This window comes from Sphingopyxis selenitireducens (assembly GCF_051550705.1).
Classification (GTDB): domain Bacteria; phylum Pseudomonadota; class Alphaproteobacteria; order Sphingomonadales; family Sphingomonadaceae; genus Sphingopyxis.
Map to the genome: position 1 here is coordinate 1,214,759 of NZ_JBPULG010000001.1, position 16,801 is coordinate 1,231,559.

Consider the following 16,801-nt stretch of genomic DNA (forward strand, 5'->3'; position numbering starts at 1 on the left):
AGAACAAACAATGAACATATAATTTTGCGAAGCGGATTTTTTTCCCACGAACGCCTCTCGCATCACCAATGGATCGGGATCCGGCGGACGGGGAAGCGCCAACCTCATGTCAACCTCAGTGGCGCCGCACCGTACAATGGAGGGAGAAGCATTCCCCAATTGGTCGCGGCAAGCCCCACGCCCCCCCCCCCCCCCCCGGGCGCGATGATCACGACTAATGTTCCCGGCCGGCTCGCCACAGCGTTTGGGTGAGCGGTTCGATCAGATAGCCGAGTGCGGTCCGTTCGCGCAGCGGCACCATCACCTCCGCCGGCATCCCCGCGCGCAGGCTGTTCTCGCCGCGCAGGGCCGCAATCTTCTTCATTTCCACAGGCGGGACGACGACCTCGATCTCGAAATATTCCATCCCGGTGCGATTATCCTCGAAGCTGTCGGCCGACACCTTGCTGATCTGGCCCTTCAGGATCGGTAGGCTGCGTTCCTGAATGCCCGAAAAGCGCACTTGAGTTTCCATGCCCGATGACAGGTCGTCGGCGTCGTTCGGCGAGGCTTTCGCCAGCACGACCAGCGCCTTGTCCTGCGGCACGATTTCCATCAGCATTTCGCCCGGTGCGACGACGCCGCCGACCGTGAAGACCTTCAACCCGACGACGCGCCCGTTGGACGGTGCGCGGACGACCGACTGGGTCAGGCGCTCGCGCGTGGCGAACAGGCGGGGCTGCAATTCGTCCAGCCGGACCTGGACCTCACGAAGCTGGGTCGCGACCTCCTCGATTACCTGGCGGTCGAGCGACACCATCTGCAGGCGCGATTCGCCGATCGCCTCCTCCAGCCGCGCGACGTCGGAACGCAGCGCACCAAAGTCGCCGTCGAGCTGCGCCGAGCTACGTTCCACCGCGCGAAGCCGGTTCGTCGAAACGAAACCGCGCTCGGACAGCGTACGGAGCCCGGTCAATTCCTCGTTGATCAGTCGCTGCTGGATCCGGTTGGATTCCATCTGGGCGCCATAGCCCCCGATCTGCTGGTTATGCTGCGCGATCCGCTGGCCCAGCATTCCCCGCTCAGTGACGCCCGACCGCTGCCGCGCGTCGAAAAGCAGGCGCTGGCCGCGCATCGCCTCGTCGGCAAGCGCCCGGTCGCCCGCCAGATAGGACGAAAATTCGACCGGCCGCACGATGTGCCGCGCGCCGTCGCGCTCGGCGGTCAACCGCGCCCGCTGTGCCAGCAGGGCCACGACCTCTCCGGTCAGGCCGCGTTCGGCGGCGACGATATCGGAGGCAGAGATTTTGAGCAGCACGTCGCCGCGGCGCACCTCGCTTCCCTCGGTCACCATCAACGCGGTAACGATCCCGCCATCCTTGTGCTGAACCGCTTGCCGATTGCCCGAAACCGAAACCGAGCCCTGCGCCATCGCCCCGGCGTCGAGCGGCGTGAACGCCGCCCAGCCCAGAAAGCCGACGAAGAACAGCACGGCGATCCACAAGCCCGTGCGGGTTTCGCCTTTCGGTGAATCGATCGTTTCGGCAGGCAGCGGCTCACCATGGAGATCGTCGCCAAAGCTCATCGCATTCATGGTTTCTTGCCCCTCGTCATCTTGATCACATTCGCGGCAGCCGCGGCGCTTTCGCGCAGCAGTTCAAAGACTTCGGCGCGCGGCCCCTGATGTTCGATCACACCATTTTTCAGCACCGCAAGCCGATCCGCGTCGCGGAGCGCCGACTGCCGGTGGGTGACGATCATGATCGCGGCCTGACGAACCTTCGCGGCGGCGATGGCGTCGTTCAACGCGTCTTCGCCCTGACTGTCGAGCGCGGCGTTCGGCTCGTCCAGAATGAGCACGCGCGGATCGCCGTAGAGCGCGCGGGCGAGCGCGATGCGCTGCGCCTGTCCGCCCGACAGGCGCAGTCCCCCATCGCCGATCTGGGCGTTGTAGCCGCCGGGCAGATGCAGGATAAGGTCGTGGATGCCTGCGGCGATCGCGGCCCGCGTCGCCTTGTCGTCGATGTCGGCGGCGTGCTCGCCGCGTGCTGCCGCAAAGCGCGAGATATTCTCGCCGATCGTACCCGGCAGCAGCGTCGGCTCCTGCGGCAGATAACCGATATGCGCGGCGAGACGCTCGGCGTCCCAGTCGCCATATTGCGCCTCGTCGATGCGCACTTCGCCCCCGTCGGGCGGGATCGCCCCCGCCGCGATCCGCGCCAGCGTCGTCTTGCCGGCACCCGAGGGACCGATCACGCCAAGGACTTCGCCGGGAATCAGCCAGGTCGATACGCCGCGCAGGATCAGCGCGCTGTTGTCGGGCGTGCGAAGAGAAATATTGGAGAGTTCGACATAGCCCTCCGGCGCCGGCAGCGCGACCCGGTCGCCAACGAGGCTCTCGGTCGACCGGAAGAGCGCCTCGATCGATGCCTTCGCCTGTCGCGCCTGCCCGATGGTGGGCCAGGCCTGCACCATCTGTTCGATCGGTTGAAGCGCTCGCGCGAGCAACACCGACGCAGCGATGATTGCGCCCACCGAAATTTCGGCATTGATCGCAAGCCAGGCACCGACGCCGAGCGCCAGCGACTGCAGGAACATGCGCGCGAATTTGACCAGTCCGGTATAGCGAGCTGCAGTCAATTGCGTGTTCGCACTCGCCTCCAGCCCCTCCCGGCGATCGGCGATCTGGCGGGCGACGAGTGCGCGTCGCATCCCCAGCGCGCGAACGATCTCGGCCATCGCGAACATCGACTCCTGCTTGGCATAGGCGGCCGCCATCGCCCGATGGCCCATCGCGGCCGACTTTCGGGTCGCCCGTTCGTTGAGAAGCGCGAGGCCGAGGAGCACAAGACCTGCGCCTAAGATCATCAATCCGAGAGCGGGATGAATGATGAACGCGACCACGAAATAAAGCGGCGTCCATGGCAGGTCGAACAGGGCAATCGCCGCCGGGCTTGCGACGGCGTTCCGGAAACTGTCGAAATCGCGCATGGCCTGCGCCGCCGCCGGGTCGGCATTGCCCTTTGCGCGGGCGAGCAGACGGTCCAGAACCGGCGCCGCAAGCTGGCGGTTGAGCCGCAACGACGCGCGCAGCATCAACCGGGTGCGTAGCATGTCGAGCGCGCTGAGGCAGCCAATCGCCAGAGCGACGATGACGGTGATCCAGAACAGCGTCAGCACGCCCCCGGTCGGAACGACACGGTCATAGACTTGCATCATGTAAATCGTGGGCGCGAGGTAGAGGATGTTGACGAGCGCGCTAAACAAGGCCGCCGCAACGAAGTGCTGACGGCACAGGGCAAACGCCTGTCTGATTTGCGGCGGAAGGGTGGGATCTGTTCTCATGACCCTGTTTCTTTCCTTTGCGGTCGCGTCCGGACCGGCGCGAGCCGGCCCGGACCTCCCGGGGGCGCGGGAACTTAGAAGAAGCTCCATTCGTAGCCCAACTCGTCGCGCCCCTCGTTTTCGAACCGCGAACGCGAACGCCAGCCAAGGTCCATGTCAAAGTCGCCGCCCCAGCGATCATGTATCAGTTCGGGAGGACGCGACGCGAGGCCAGGGTTAACCGGCTGTGTCGGCAGACCGGTCGTCGCCGGTTCGCTCTCGCCCGGTGAAGCGGCATTCGGACCGGTTGAGGCAAAGGCGAAGGACGCGGTTTGCATGTTGGCCGCAGCGACGCCGTCGAGGCGCAGCTCATTGCCGTCGATACGGACGATCGTGTCGGCCCCCGACTGGCTGATCACGACGCGCGAAGCGAAGCTCTGCGCGGTGATACCAAGGCCGCTCAGATCTATGCTGTCCTCGCCCATCCGGAAGTCGGTCACCCGATCGTCGCCTTCTCCGAAGACGAATATGTCGTCGCCGCTGCCACCGGTCATGACGTCATCGCCGCTGCCGCCATCGAGCCGGTCGTCACCCGATCCGCCCGCGAGCATATCGTCGCCGCCGCCGCCAAGCAGCACATCGTCACCCGATCCACCCGACAGGCTGTCGTCGCCAGCCTCGCCTTCGAGCCGATCGTCGCCCGAACCGCCGCCGATGACATCATCACCGCCGCGGCCGTGGATGACGTCGTCAGCCGACCCGCCGTTCAGCTTATCCTTCCCTGCGGTTCCCGTCAGCGTGTCGGTCCCCGACGGCGGCGAGACTGGAACATCATCGTCATCATGATCATCATCGTCATGCGATGGCCCGGCATTCTGCGCGTTGGCGGTGGTGCCGAAGAAGGTCACGCTATGGCCTTCGGACGCCAGCGTCGTGCTGCCATCGTCGTTGTCAGTCGCCGTATAGTCGGCGATCGTCTTGCCGTCGGCGAGTTCGAAGCGATCCTGCGCGCGCATTTCGCCGATGATCACATCATTGCCGCCGTTCGACCGGAAGACAACACGATGCGCCGACTGCAGCGCGCCGATATCGACCGTATCATCGCCCGCACCGCCGTTGATCGTGATCGTGTTCACGTCGAGGCTGGTGGGCGCGAAGTTGCCGATCACCTGCACCGTGTCGTTGCCATTGCCGGTGTTGACGACAATCTCCTCGATATTGTCGAGTTCGGCGATGATGAAGGCATTGGTCGTGCCGCCGCGCGTAATCACGATCTCCGTATCGGGATTGCGCACCGTAAGACCTGCCGCATTCGCCTCGGCGCGCGAGTAAATGCGATATGCTTCGGTCGTGTTGTTGCCGTTGACGGTGAACGTGTCGTCGGTGCCCGCGCCGCCATCGACGATATCGCGGCCATCACTGTTGTTGTTGCTCGTCGCGCTCGCCCCGTTGGCGTTCCACACGATCGTGTCGTTGCCGCCGCCCGCAAAGACGATGTCGTCGCCGGTACCCGCATCGAACGTGTTGGCGGCATCGCTGCCGATCAGAATGTTCGCACCGGTGGTGCCGTCGATATTGCCCGCCGTATCGCGGGTAACGGTGACCGTCGCATTGTCGTTGTCGCCCGGCGCTCCGGTCGCTGTGTAGGTGAATGAACCGCCCGCAGTGCCGGTCGCCGGATCGGTGAAGCTGACGGATGTCGCGTTATGCGCAAGGCCGTTCAGGCTGTTCGCATTGCTCACAGCAGTGATGCTGATCGGGCTGTCCGGATCGACATCGTTTAGCAGCAGCGCCCATTTGGGAACGACGATGGTCGCCCCGCTGACGTTCGTGATGATGGTGTCGTTGTTGGCGTTCACGTCATCGTCGACCGCGACGACATTGATGGTCGTCGTCGCGACATTGCTGTCGCTGAAGCCGCCATTGACGGTTACCTCGACCACGCGGTCAACGACGGCCGGATTATCTGACGTGTTCTCGAACTCGATCGCCTGGATCGCCGCCTGATAATTGGCGATCGTTTCCGCACCGGTCAAGGTGACGGTGATGCGGCCGGCCACCGACGTGTCCACCTGACTGTTGATATTGCCCGGCAGATTGTTCGGGATGACGAACTGATCGCCCGCCTGCGCATTGGTGAGTATGATCCGCGCCGATACGAGCTGACCGTCATTTTCCACAATGAACGGCCCGCGCGCGATCGCGACCTCGTTACTGTCCTCGGTAAAGGTCGTTTCATAATCCTGCACCGGAGACGTGGCGAAGTCGATCGTGACATTATCGATGCTCACCTGCTCGTTCGTCGCGTTGATCGCGCTGGCAACGAAGCGGATCGCCGCATTTGCCGTGAACGGCCCCGTCAATTGATGCTCATAATCCTGATTGCCGCCATTGCCGGTGATCGTGCGGAGCAAGGTGAAATTGGCACCATCGGCGGCAAACCACACCTCCACATTCTCGCCGGCATCCAGATTGTCCGGGTTTGCGGAAAAGCTGAGCGTCGCCGTGACCGCGCCCGCCAGATCGACGGTACGCTGGATCTGCGCGCCGTCTCCATTGTGGAAGCGCAGCACATTGCTGTTGCCTTCGTCGATGCGGATCTGGCCAGCCGTAATGCCCCCCGAATCGTTGCTTTCGACCCAATCCGGAACCCAGTTTGTTGCCCCGTGCGAATTGCCCAACGTGGCCTGAGTGAACTCGTCCTGATATTCCCCGGGGGTCGTTTGCAGCGCCAACGTCGGCCCTCTCAGGTCGACCACACGATCCGAAAACTGCAGCTTTTCGATGTTGAACAGCCGGTCGGTCCCATCGGACAGTGGCCGGTTCAGGACTTCTTCGGGCAGATCGTCATCACCGCCATCGTCGTCGAAGCCGGTGTGATCGACCGTAACACTGCCGTCCGCGTTGCGGGTGATCGTGTAATTCGCGAACACATCGGTGTAGACAGCAGTGTCAACGTCGCTGTTGTCCGCATCGCCGTCGAGAAGCTCGCGGACGATCGACAATTGCCCGGGATTGATCTCGCCAGCGACCATGCGCGCCGCGATTTCGGTCATGCTGTCGACGCTGAACGCCTGCCAGGTGTCGCCTTCCTTGGGAGTGACGAGGATACGAACGTTGAGCCAACGGTCACCGTCGATGATGTCGTTGCCGGCAAGGCCCTTCATCGTATCGCTGCCGCCGCCGCCGAGAAGGATGTCTCCAGCCTCTGACGTGCTGAAGATGATGCGTTCCTGCACGCCATTCTCGTCGAGCACGGGGATGGTCTGCCCGTTCACCACCTTGGTCACCGGGATGCCCGCGCCCAGATGCGCGACCAGCACGTCGAGCCCGTCGATCAGGTCGACATTCTTCGCCAGCAGATCGTTGGAATAAGAGTCGAGCGGCGAGTCAGGCCCGGGGATGGCTGCGGTATTCTGCAATTCGCCGCGCGCATTGGTGCTGCGGCTGCGTCCCGTCAGCGTGTCGTCGTGGATCCAGCCCGACAGCCCCTCGACCAGATCGAAGCGGTCGCGCAGGATGAATGCTTCCTGCGTCTCGAAAATCGGGATGCCAAGGTCGGAATTGGCCGCGGTGACATCGCCCTTGTGGATGCCCCAGTCGAAGCCCGCCTGCCCGTTCGAGCGCTGGATGCCCTCATTATTCTGGAACATGATGTCGTCGCCGGATTCGGCGTCATAGTCGGTATCGCCGCTGCCGCCATTCATCACGTCATGGCCGATGATCGAGGAGTTGAAGAACAGCTCCGAATTCTCGCCTGCCAGCGTGTCGAAACGCTGGCCGCCTTCCAGCCAGTCGTCGCCTTCGTTGCCGAGCAGGAAGTCGCCGCCCGAGCCGCCGAGGATGAAGTCGTTCCCGGTGCCGCCGAAAGCCTCTTTGCCGTCGGGCCCGGTGATGATGAAATCATTGCCCTGGTTGCCGAACAGCAACGACAGGCCCGACCCGCCGTGGATGACGTCATTGCCTTCGTTGCCGTGCAGGAAGTCTGCCTCGCCGATGTCGGTGCCGGCGTTGGTGATGATGTCGTCACCCTCACCGCCGAACACTTTGTCGACGCCATAGCCGGCCTCGATCCGGTCGTTGCCGCCCTTGCCCCAGATGGCATCGTCGCCGCCGCCCGAGACGATGACGTCATCATTCTCGGTGCCGCCTACGACGAAATGCTCGTTGCTGTTGATGCGGATATATTCGGCGACGCCGTCATTATTGGCGTCGATGCGCTCGACGAGGCTGGAGAAGCCGCCGAGGAAGGGATCGTCCGACACCGGATCGGCGCCCAATTGCTTGCTGATATCCATTTCCAGCTGCGGCATCTCGAACCCGGAAAAGAGATTGCCCGGCAGCGCGGTCGAATGATCGTCGCCCAGATCGGTGTTGCGCATCACCAGTTCGGCGAAGGTGTTGTTCTCCAACTCGTTGAGCAGGTTGAGGCCCTGCGTACGCGACAGATAATAGAAGCGGTCGGCGTCCTGCAGGTTCTCCATCGTCATCTGGAACACGAAGCTGAAGGTCGAACCGAGCATGCCACCGAACGCCATCTTCTTTTCGGCGAGGCCGCCGATCCAGAAATCGATGTCGTTGAGGCCGCCGAGCTTCGCGTCATTGGCATAGGCGCCCTCGGCATTGAGGAAGTCGAGCCGGTCTGCCGGTGCGCCCGCGCCGCCGAGGACGAGCAAGGTCGCCGCTTCACGCAGCTCCTCGACCGTTTTCGGGTTGGCGGCGGTGTTGAGCACCGATTCATGCGTGCCATAGGCCGCGATGAAGTTGATGATCGACGCCGGATTTTTGAGGTTGAGCGCGAAATCGGCCCAGCTTTCATAGGGCTTCAGCAGCGTGTCGCCGGTCGCCTCGAAGAAGCGTTCGCGCGCGGTCTGCAGCGAGGGCATGCCAACGTCGCGGCCACGCGCGAGGTTGATCGTCGCCAGATCGAGCGGAATGCCGAGCAGCTGGTTGCGCAGCACGTCGGTGACGAATTCGTCGATTTCGCTGCCGGTCTGACGGCTCATGCCGCGGATGATCGCCCCCGACGCCTCTTCGGCCGTACCGAGCGAGTCGTACATCACCGGATTCAGGAAGCCATCGAACAACGAAATGTCGTTCTGGACGGGATTGCCGTTCGCATCCATCTCGATGACCGCGATATCCTGCCGCAGCATCGAGTGGCCGAAACGATAGACGACATGTGCGAATTCGGCAGCGATGCTGGGGTTGATGTCGGCCGAGGGCTCGAACACGAAGGCGTCGATATCGGGCTGCATCATGCGGCCGAATTCTTCAAACACCAGATGCTGATATTCCATTTCGTTGGTGAAGCGCCCGACCTGGAACAGCCGTTCGCCGTCCCACGCCAGCGATTCCGACAGCGTCGCGATCGCGGCGGGATTGCCGCTCGTCAGCGTCGCGAACTGGGCATCGGTCAGGTCGGTCAGCAGCCATTCGTTGATGAAGGCGCGGTCCATCGAGGCGAGCGTCACATCCTTGGTGTGTTCGACGATGCGGTTATGCTCGGCGTGGAACACCTGATGGACGGCGGTCAGCGCGATATTCTCGTTCGCCCGGCCGTCGCCTGCGATGAAGTGACGGTCGAGCAGTTCATTGTCATAGGCCGTGGGACCGCGCTGGCCCTGCGGACCCGGCGAACCGTCGGCGTTGGCATAACCGAGTGCCGAATCGCTATCTTGCTGCAGCACACCGCTGCCGTTCACGATCGGCGCGGCGGCATGCGCGATATCGTCGAGGAAGGCATGACCGGTCAGCGCGACACCTTGGGCACTGACGGGTGACGTCGGATTGCCTTCGCGCATGACATCGTCCGCGGTGCCCAGTTGGCCGTCGGGGCCAAGTCCTGCGACCATCTGCGGATAGCCGTTCGCACCGGGGATGAAATTGCCATAGGGATCGGTCGCGATCAGCGGGATGTTGCCGACGTTGAGGTCGGTAAGCTCGATCCCCAACATGGTCCGCGCTTGCGCCTTGATGTCTGCCCAGGTCGCGAGCCCGCCATTGCTGCCTTCGAGCAGCAGGCCGGTTGCGATCGGCTTTCCGTCCGGCCCGGCGACATATTCGCGCATGAAGACCTGCTTCGATGCGGAGGAGGCATAGGTCTGATTCTGGTCGACCCACGGCGTCGTCAGATTCTTCGGCCCCGGGCCGTCGTCGGCGGTGCCGAGAATGCCATCGGCGCCGGGGTTCACGGACACGCGGGTGAGCGGAATATAATTCTGGCCGCCCGGCACGTAGAGCGGATCATCGGGCGACAACGGCACATAGACCGTGCCGTTGCCGCCCTTCGCGACCAGATCGAGGCCATGATCGAAGAATTGTCCAAAGATCGTCATCCAGCCGTTGAACGGCGACGATAGTCCTTCGTCGGGCGATACGTTGGGCAGATAGACGGTGTTGCCGTCCATCTCGACCCCATGTTCGGCGAGCGCCGCATCGAGCGCGGCGCTGGCGGCTTCGTCGGCACCAGCGGCAGCCTGCGCGTCCGCCAGCGCGGTTTCTGCACCGGTAAGCGCAGCCTGCGCCGCCAGAAGCGCGGCGGCGGCATCGGCAGCAGCCGCAGCCGACGCCGTCGAGGCAGCTTCCGCCGCCCCGGCATTGTCCTGCGCGAGCTGATAGGCAGCTTCCGCTGCGTCATAGGCATCTTCGGCAGCCGTGATTTCGGCGGTCTGCTGGTTGTTCGGTATCGCGTCGGCGAGAAGCGCCACAAAGGCAGCGAGGCTCACGTCGCGCACCACCATGGCAGGGGCGACTTCGGCATCGGCCGCTTCGGAGGCGGCGAGGTCGGTCGCGGCCTGAGCCACGGCTGCCGCATCGGCGGCCTGCGCATCGGTCAGCGCGAGCTGAGCCGCAGCGACAGCGGCAGTGAGGCCGCCGATCGTTCCGTTTGCGGCTGCAGCCGTCACCACGGCGGCTTCGAGCGCATCGCGCGCCGCAACGATCTGGGTCAGCGCGGTCATCAACGGCTGGCCCGACAGGCCGGCATGCGTCAGCGCTGCCGCAATGGCGGCCGGATTCTTCAGCGTCTGGTCGACGATCAGGTTGGAGATGATACGCGGATCGGCGTCGATCACCGTGCCGCTGCCGGGTCCCGGCTGCGACCCCGTGCGCGTGCCCGCATTTGCGTAATTGTTGTTGGTGTACCAGCTCACCCCCGTATCATCGGCCGTTCCCATGATACCATCGGCTCCCGGCCCGTTGGGTGCCGGGTTGAAATCATAGCGGTCGCCGTCGGCGTCGTTCATATATTCGGGTGTGAAGATGCCGGGGAAGGACTGATCCGCCGCGCCCCAATTCTCGCGGCCGGGCAACAGATTATTATAGCTGCCATCGACGGTACGCAGGCCATAGGGCAGCAGATGCGCCTGCGCGAACCCGTCGTTGCCATTATAGCCAGCGACCAGCGCGGCGAGATCGCCGCCTGCGGCATGCGCCTCTGCAATCTTGATCTGGGCGAGGATGAAGTTGAGGTCGTGTTTCGTAAGCTGTACCATGTCGCATCTCCGGTCCGGCCGAATGCGAAGGACGCACGCGGCCTCATCCGCAAAATCGTGCGGACGATAAGGTTGAACAGAAGCTGGTGCGGCCCCCCGCCAGCAAGGCCGAATGTCGTGAATCCAATCGACTCACCCGACGGCTTAAGATCAGGTTAAGAAAAATCTGTAATGGGAGTCTATTGGACTTTACGGACTAGCCCGATATGGGACTCGGTGAGTCTTACTCTTTACCTGTACGGCTAGAGTACTTAATACTTTTGGCCGATACATGGATGAACTTCATTCACCCCGGCCCGAAAGCAAGATATTCCGGTCCCGGTGAGGATTATCCGTAAGCGCGTGTTCTGAAATCGGTGTTCGGTCGACGGCCGAGGAACTGGTCCCGGACAAAAGCCGATGTGTCTCCGCGGCTCTGCAGCGCGGCCACCGCTCCGACGCGATTGTGCACGCCGAGCAGGCGGAATGCGGCGGCCACATGGACCTTGACCGTACTCTCCGAGATGCGCAGCGAGCGGGCAATTTCCTTGTTCGACTTACCCAAAGACATATGCGTCAGCACTTCACGCTGGCGTTCGGTGAGACTGGACAGCGACGCCTGATGCGAACCCGAAGCGCCCTTGACCCGCTGCTCGGTGTCGACGTCGCTGACGATCGGCGGAACATAGACCTGACCCGCCATCACCTGACGGAAGGCGTTGAGCATTTCGTCCTGCTCCATGTCCTTCGGAATGAAACCATGCGCGCCTTGGGCGATAGCCCCAAGCACATCGTCGCGATCGCGCCGCCAGTCGACGATCACCAGCGAAAGTTGCGGAAAGCGGTGACGCAATCCCCGAATACCGTCGGGCACCACCGAGGCCAGGTCGATCCCGCCATCGAGAACGAGCATGTCCCGCGCGCCGCTTGCGGCCAGCCAGTCGAGAGCCTGATCGGCATCTCCTGCGGTCGCAACGTCGCAACAACCGAACTCGCCCCGGATGATGGATGCGAGACCGCTTCGGCAAAGCAATTGCCGCTCCCAAATCAGTGCCCTTGATACAGCGGACAAAATATTTCCCCCAAGTTCATCAACGGTTGCGACCCGCTGTGAACGCCGGACAGCTGCTCCCCTTTTTTCTCTCAAGCTAGTCCGTCGGAAAGACTCGCCCTACCGAATCCTTCAGCCCCAGATGTAGCGGATTTTGCTTACAGAAAGCTGACGGGTCCGAAATCTGTATCAACTCACTACAATATCTCCGAAATCCAGCTCGATCGATGGCTGTTCCGGATGGCTTTTCATCGTTCCGCCATGCACTTCCATGATTCGCGCGACGATCGACAGGCCAAGGCCGGCGCCGCCATAACTCGCATGTTCGCCGCGCCGGAAGCGGTCCGACAAGGCCAGCAGCCTGGCAGGGTCGATCCCCGGCCCGCCATCGACGATGCGAATAGTGGGCCCCGGCCCGCGAACAATAACCACTTCCTTGCCAGCAGCGGTCACCCGAACGGCGTTTTCGACGAGATTGCGCAGCGCTGCGGTCACCGCTTCGATACGCCCCATCACCGGAGGCCCGCCCTCATCGCGATAGGCAAGCGCGACACCCTTTTGCGCCGCATCGACCGCGCAGAGTTTGATCGCGTCGAGCGCCGCATCCGCCAGATTAATGGGTTGGAACGGCTGGGGCGCCGCCGCATAGGCGTCGAGCTGGGCCAGCACCAGCAATTGTTCGACCAGGCGGTTCATCCCGGCAAGGTCGGCACTCACCCGATCGGTATCGGCCGTCTTCAGCCGCCCCAGTTCCAGCATAGCGACAGCAAGCGGCGTCTTGAGTTCATGCGCGACATCGGCGGCAAACCCCTCCTGCCGCCGCGCCGCGTCGTCCAGCCTCGACAACAGGGCATTGACGGCCTCGGCAAAGGGCATGGCTTCGGTCGGGAAGTCGGCAAGCGTCACGCGAAAGCCCCGCTCGCGGCCGGTCGCCTGGTGAATAAACTCCGCCGCGTCATGCAGCGGCCTCAGCGCCCGGGCGATCAGCCATCGTGTCGCGATCGCCAACGGGGCAAGCAGGACGATAATCGGGAAAATGACATGATCAATCACCTCGTGGGCGATGCCGATATGTCCGTATGTTTCGCGAATATCCTTCCGCACCAGCTCGAAATCGACAACCAGAAAAGCGGCGAGCACAACGCTGCCCCCTGCCGCCATCCACGCGAAACCCGTTCGCAGTTCGTCGATGATGGATCGCCCCTGCTGCATCAATCGACGGGCTCGAGCATCAGATAACCGACCCCCCGAAGCGTCACCAGCCGATCGTGGATTCCCAGATTCGCAAGCTTCTTCCGCACCCGCGATACCAGCACTTCGATCGCGTTCGGCGTTACCGGCTCGTCGAAGGAATAGAGCGACGCCTCGATCTGTTCGCGGCTGACGACACTGCCGGCCTTGACCATCATCAATTCAAGCAGCGCCGCTTCACGTTGGCTAAGGTGGAGCGGTTTGCCTTTACAGCTCCCCACACGCGCGATCGTGTCGAAATCGACCGGCCCCACGGAAAGCACAGAGCTCGAACGGGCGCCCGGCCGGCGAAGCAGCGCGCGCACGCGTGCCGCCAGCTCTTCGATGGCGAACGGCTTGACCAGATAGTCATCTGCCCCCGCATCAAGGCCGTCCACACGATCCCCCAACGCCGAACGCGCGGTGAGCATGATGACCGGAGTGATAAGGCCGCGGGCGCGTTCGACCGCCAGCCATGCGCGCCCGTCGCCATCGGGCATCCCCAGATCGAGCACGATGATGTCATAGCTGGTCGCCGCCAGAAGTTCCCACGCTTCGGATAGCGTCGGCGCGATGTCGCAGCAAAAACCCATCGCCGAAAGCCCTTCGGCGGTCAAAGCCCCAATCCTGGCGTTGTCCTCGACGATCAATATCCGCACGCCGTTCCCCCGGCGGGAGTGCAGCACCCCTCTGCCCGCTGGTCAAGCGCAACGACCTAATCCCTACGGCTTAACCCGATAGGTCGATGGACGACCGAACGCGATCGCGCTTGAATTGTTACAACAGGGGCGGCAGTTGTATCTGCGGGCGAGGGGGACAGAAAGTTATGCGCAAAGAAGGCTGGTTCCTTGGCGTCCTCGCTGCGCTGTCGCTGCTATGGCTGCTACTCCACGCGCTCGACATACTTTAGCCGCCCGCCTGCGAATATCCGCGACGCGCAAGCGAAGCTTCATCATCCAATACCGTGCACTGGGCCGCACGCGTCGTTTCACGATTGGCAAGCACGGCCATGCTGCGCGCCGCTTTGACATAGGCTGGACTTGCCGCACACGGTCCACGCCTGCGGAATGCTGATGCGCGGAATATCCTTGAGCGCCGGATGATGGAGCATTTCGCTCCCTTGGTCGGTGACCTCGTCGGTCGCGCTTTCGACGATCAAAAAGGCGGGCTGCGCCGCGACCATCTCCCAAGCCGAAGCTGCGACAGCGCCGGTTTGCCAAGCTTCGCGGCAAGATTGACCACGCCCACGCGCTTCATGAGATCGTCTATCAGCGTTCCCGTACCGGTCATGAACCCGCGCCGCTGATAATATGCAGCGACGCGTCCCTTCCCGGGACGCGGAATGGCCGCGAGCTGGCTCTCCCTATCCGCGATCAGCATACTCCCACGTTCGGGATGCCCTACGGCGGTGGCGGTCTCGCGTATCGACGCATAGATTTCCACAAGTGTGTTCGCGGTCTTGAGGTCGAGCGTGGTGTATTTCTGCCCGTTCAGCACTCCGATCGAGGCGCTGCGCCGTGCCGGAATGCCAACGACGAGATCGGGATCAAGCTCCAATATCTCTTCGGCCGAATTGCTCAAAATCCGAAGTCCGCGCGCCTTGCCGGCCTCTCCCGACATCTCCGGATCGGCGGCATTGCGCGTAAGCCCGGCAATCTGGCCGCGGTCCGCGAGGGCCAGCACCAGTTGGTCTGCACACAGGGTAAGCGAGACGATGCGTTCGGGCTTCCCGGATGGAGCCGGGTGACCGCGCTCCTCATGCCAAAGCGCCGCACCGCTTACGCCGACAGCTTGTTTTTGCTTCTTCGAGGTCCTCCCCCATTATCCGATCGGCGTCTCGGAGGTTCACCTGATTTTGGGATCGACCTTATTCCTGCTTCTCGGCGCGGGTCCCGCCGCGATCGGGCTTGCCGCAGCACTGCTTCTCCAGGCGATATTCTTCGCCCCCTTATTTGGCATGAACGTCACGACGCTGCTGGTGCCTCTATTCGCGCTGGCTGCCCTTGCCCGCCGCCTCATACCGCTCAAAACACTCTATGTAGATCTTCGTTACGGTCAGGCGCTGGCACTCTCGACCGCCTATCAAGCCGGCATAGTGAGCTGGGTCGCTTTCCGGGCATTCTACGGCCAAGGCTTCACGGCAACCAATGCCGTATCGATCGGCACATTTGGCGGAGCCTACATGCTGGTGATCATCGTCGAGCCACTCATCGACTTAGCAGTACTCGCCGTCGCGAAGGGCCTAAATGACCTCAGAGGAAACCGGTTTGTCAACCGCAGGCTGTTCGCGCTCGACTGAGTATGGCCGGGTAGCTTATGAGAGGAGCCCGCAGGAACCGTCATTGGCTTATACCGAGCTTCAATCATTCGGACGTTTGGTGCCGCCCGGACTCCCGGAAGATTCAAGCGTCTGTCGGTGCCTTTCGGCACTCGGGATCACGATTGTACAGGGCATCGGCATCGCCCGAATTGCCGCCATTCGGGACATCCAACCCGGCACGAAATATTGTGGAAGAGGAACGGGAATTGCAGACAACCGATTTTCTTATCGTGGGCGGCGGCATCGCCGGCGTATCGGCCGCCGCGCGGCTCGCCCCGCACGGACGGACCATCCTGCTCGAAGCCGAGAGTAGCTTCGGCTATCATTCGAGCGGTCGCAGCGCGACCTATTATCATTTCGGTATCGGCAAATCGGTGGTGCGCGGCATGACCGCATTCAGCCGCGCGCATTTCGAAACCCCGAGCGCAAGTGGTACCGCGCTGTCGCGCCCCTCCCCTGCGCTGTTTATCGCGCCGCCCGAGATGCTCGCGGGGCTCGATGTGCTCGAAGCGGACATGCGCCCCTATAGCGACGGGCTTGAGAGGCTCGACGCCGATGCCGTGCGCGACATGGTGCCGGTGCTCCGCTGCGGGGGCGACGGCATCGTTGCCGCCGTGCTCGACCGGACCGCCCGCCGTCTCGACAGCGAAGTACTGCAGCAGGATTATCGCGCCGCGATCAAGCGTGCGGGGGGCCAGTCGATCGCGGGTGCCAGTGTCGTCGCGATCGAACGCGAAGGCGCGAACTGGATTGCGACCACGGCTGCCGGGGACCGCTTTTCGGCACCGATCCTCGTCAACGCGGCGGGTGCCTGGTGCGACGAGGTCGCGCGCATGGCTGGTGTCGTGCCGCTCGGCCTTCAGCCGCTGCGCCGGACGATCATCGTTTTCGATGCCCCGTCGGACCAGCAGACAGGCGACTGGCCCTTCACCAAAACCGCGATCGACGATTTCTACATGCTGCCCGAATCGGGTCGCCTGCTGGCCTGTCCCGTCGATGAAGTACCGAGCGAACCGACCGACGCCCAGCCGGAGGAATATGACATCGCCCTCGCCGCGGCGAAGACCGAACATTATACCTCCCTCGCCGTCCGGCGGATCAGTCACAGTTGGGCCGGATTACGCACCTTCACGCACGACCGAATTCCGGTTGCAGGCTTCGCACCCGATGCAGAGGGGTTTTTCTGGCTGGCCGGTCAAGGTGGATATGGCCTGCAGACGGCTCCTGCGATGGCTGCCGCAACTGAGTCGCTGATCACGGGCGGCAGCTGGCCGACCGGCTTGGCGGATTGGGGCGTCAACCAGGTTGATCTTGCTGTAGAGCGCCTCCAGATCGGCCAAAAATAGCCTAACATTCGCCTTTGTAATGGGCCTCGATGGCTGCTCGGGAGCCCGTCGCGCGGCCTGACCAAATCCGCCCCGG

10 protein-coding genes are annotated in these 16,801 nt (G+C 63.0%); 2 read left to right on the forward strand and 8 right to left on the reverse strand.

The annotated features are described in order from the left end of the window. Positions 1 to 214: 214 nt before the first annotated feature. From ACSYDV_RS05555 to ACSYDV_RS05590, 8 genes are all read right to left on the reverse strand, one after another. Positions 215 to 1,573: an HlyD family type I secretion periplasmic adaptor subunit gene (locus tag ACSYDV_RS05555; protein WP_438322743.1), complete on the reverse strand. Its 1,359-nt coding sequence runs from the start codon at positions 1,571 to 1,573 to the stop codon at positions 215 to 217. Then, a complete protein-coding gene (locus ACSYDV_RS05560; protein WP_438322745.1) occupies positions 1,570 to 3,324 on the reverse strand; it encodes a type I secretion system permease/ATPase in 1,755 nt (584 codons plus the stop codon). The genes ACSYDV_RS05555 and ACSYDV_RS05560 overlap by 4 nt, the downstream gene beginning before the upstream one ends. Before the next feature lie 74 nt (positions 3,325 to 3,398). Then, complete coding sequence (locus tag ACSYDV_RS05565) at positions 3,399 to 10,799, reverse strand: peroxidase family protein (protein ID WP_438322746.1); 7,401 nt, start codon at positions 10,797 to 10,799, stop codon at positions 3,399 to 3,401. A 328-nt stretch (positions 10,800 to 11,127) separates the two neighbouring features. Beyond that, on the reverse strand, positions 11,128 to 11,811 hold the full coding sequence (locus tag ACSYDV_RS05570) for a LuxR C-terminal-related transcriptional regulator (RefSeq protein WP_438322748.1): 684 nt from the start codon (positions 11,809 to 11,811) through the stop codon (positions 11,128 to 11,130). Positions 11,812 to 12,018: 207 nt separating this feature from the next. Then, a complete protein-coding gene (locus ACSYDV_RS05575; protein WP_438322854.1) occupies positions 12,019 to 13,041 on the reverse strand; it encodes a sensor histidine kinase in 1,023 nt (340 codons plus the stop codon). Then, entirely contained in the window at positions 13,041 to 13,718 is a 678-nt protein-coding gene (locus ACSYDV_RS05580) for a response regulator (protein ID WP_438322750.1), read from the reverse strand. The genes ACSYDV_RS05575 and ACSYDV_RS05580 overlap by 1 nt, the downstream gene beginning before the upstream one ends. A 329-nt stretch (positions 13,719 to 14,047) precedes the next feature. Next, the gene (locus ACSYDV_RS05585; RefSeq protein WP_438322752.1) at positions 14,048 to 14,242 is read right to left on the reverse strand and encodes a hypothetical protein; all 195 of its coding nucleotides are present in this window, start codon (positions 14,240 to 14,242) and stop codon (positions 14,048 to 14,050) included. Next, positions 14,215 to 14,775 (reverse strand): ABC transporter substrate-binding protein, encoded by a 561-nt coding sequence (locus tag ACSYDV_RS05590; protein WP_438322855.1) that lies wholly within the window; start codon positions 14,773 to 14,775, stop codon positions 14,215 to 14,217. The genes ACSYDV_RS05585 and ACSYDV_RS05590 overlap by 28 nt, the downstream gene beginning before the upstream one ends. A gap of 112 nt (positions 14,776 to 14,887) precedes the next feature. On the opposite strand from ACSYDV_RS05590, the gene ACSYDV_RS05595 reads away from it, so the two are divergent. Together ACSYDV_RS05595 and ACSYDV_RS05600 are read left to right on the forward strand one after the other, a co-directional pair. After that, positions 14,888 to 15,358: an energy-coupling factor ABC transporter permease gene (locus ACSYDV_RS05595; protein WP_438322856.1), complete on the forward strand. Its 471-nt coding sequence runs from the start codon at positions 14,888 to 14,890 to the stop codon at positions 15,356 to 15,358. A gap of 227 nt (positions 15,359 to 15,585) precedes the next feature. Then, complete coding sequence (locus tag ACSYDV_RS05600; protein WP_438322753.1) at positions 15,586 to 16,725, forward strand: NAD(P)/FAD-dependent oxidoreductase; 1,140 nt, start codon at positions 15,586 to 15,588, stop codon at positions 16,723 to 16,725. Positions 16,726 to 16,801 lie beyond the last annotated feature (76 nt).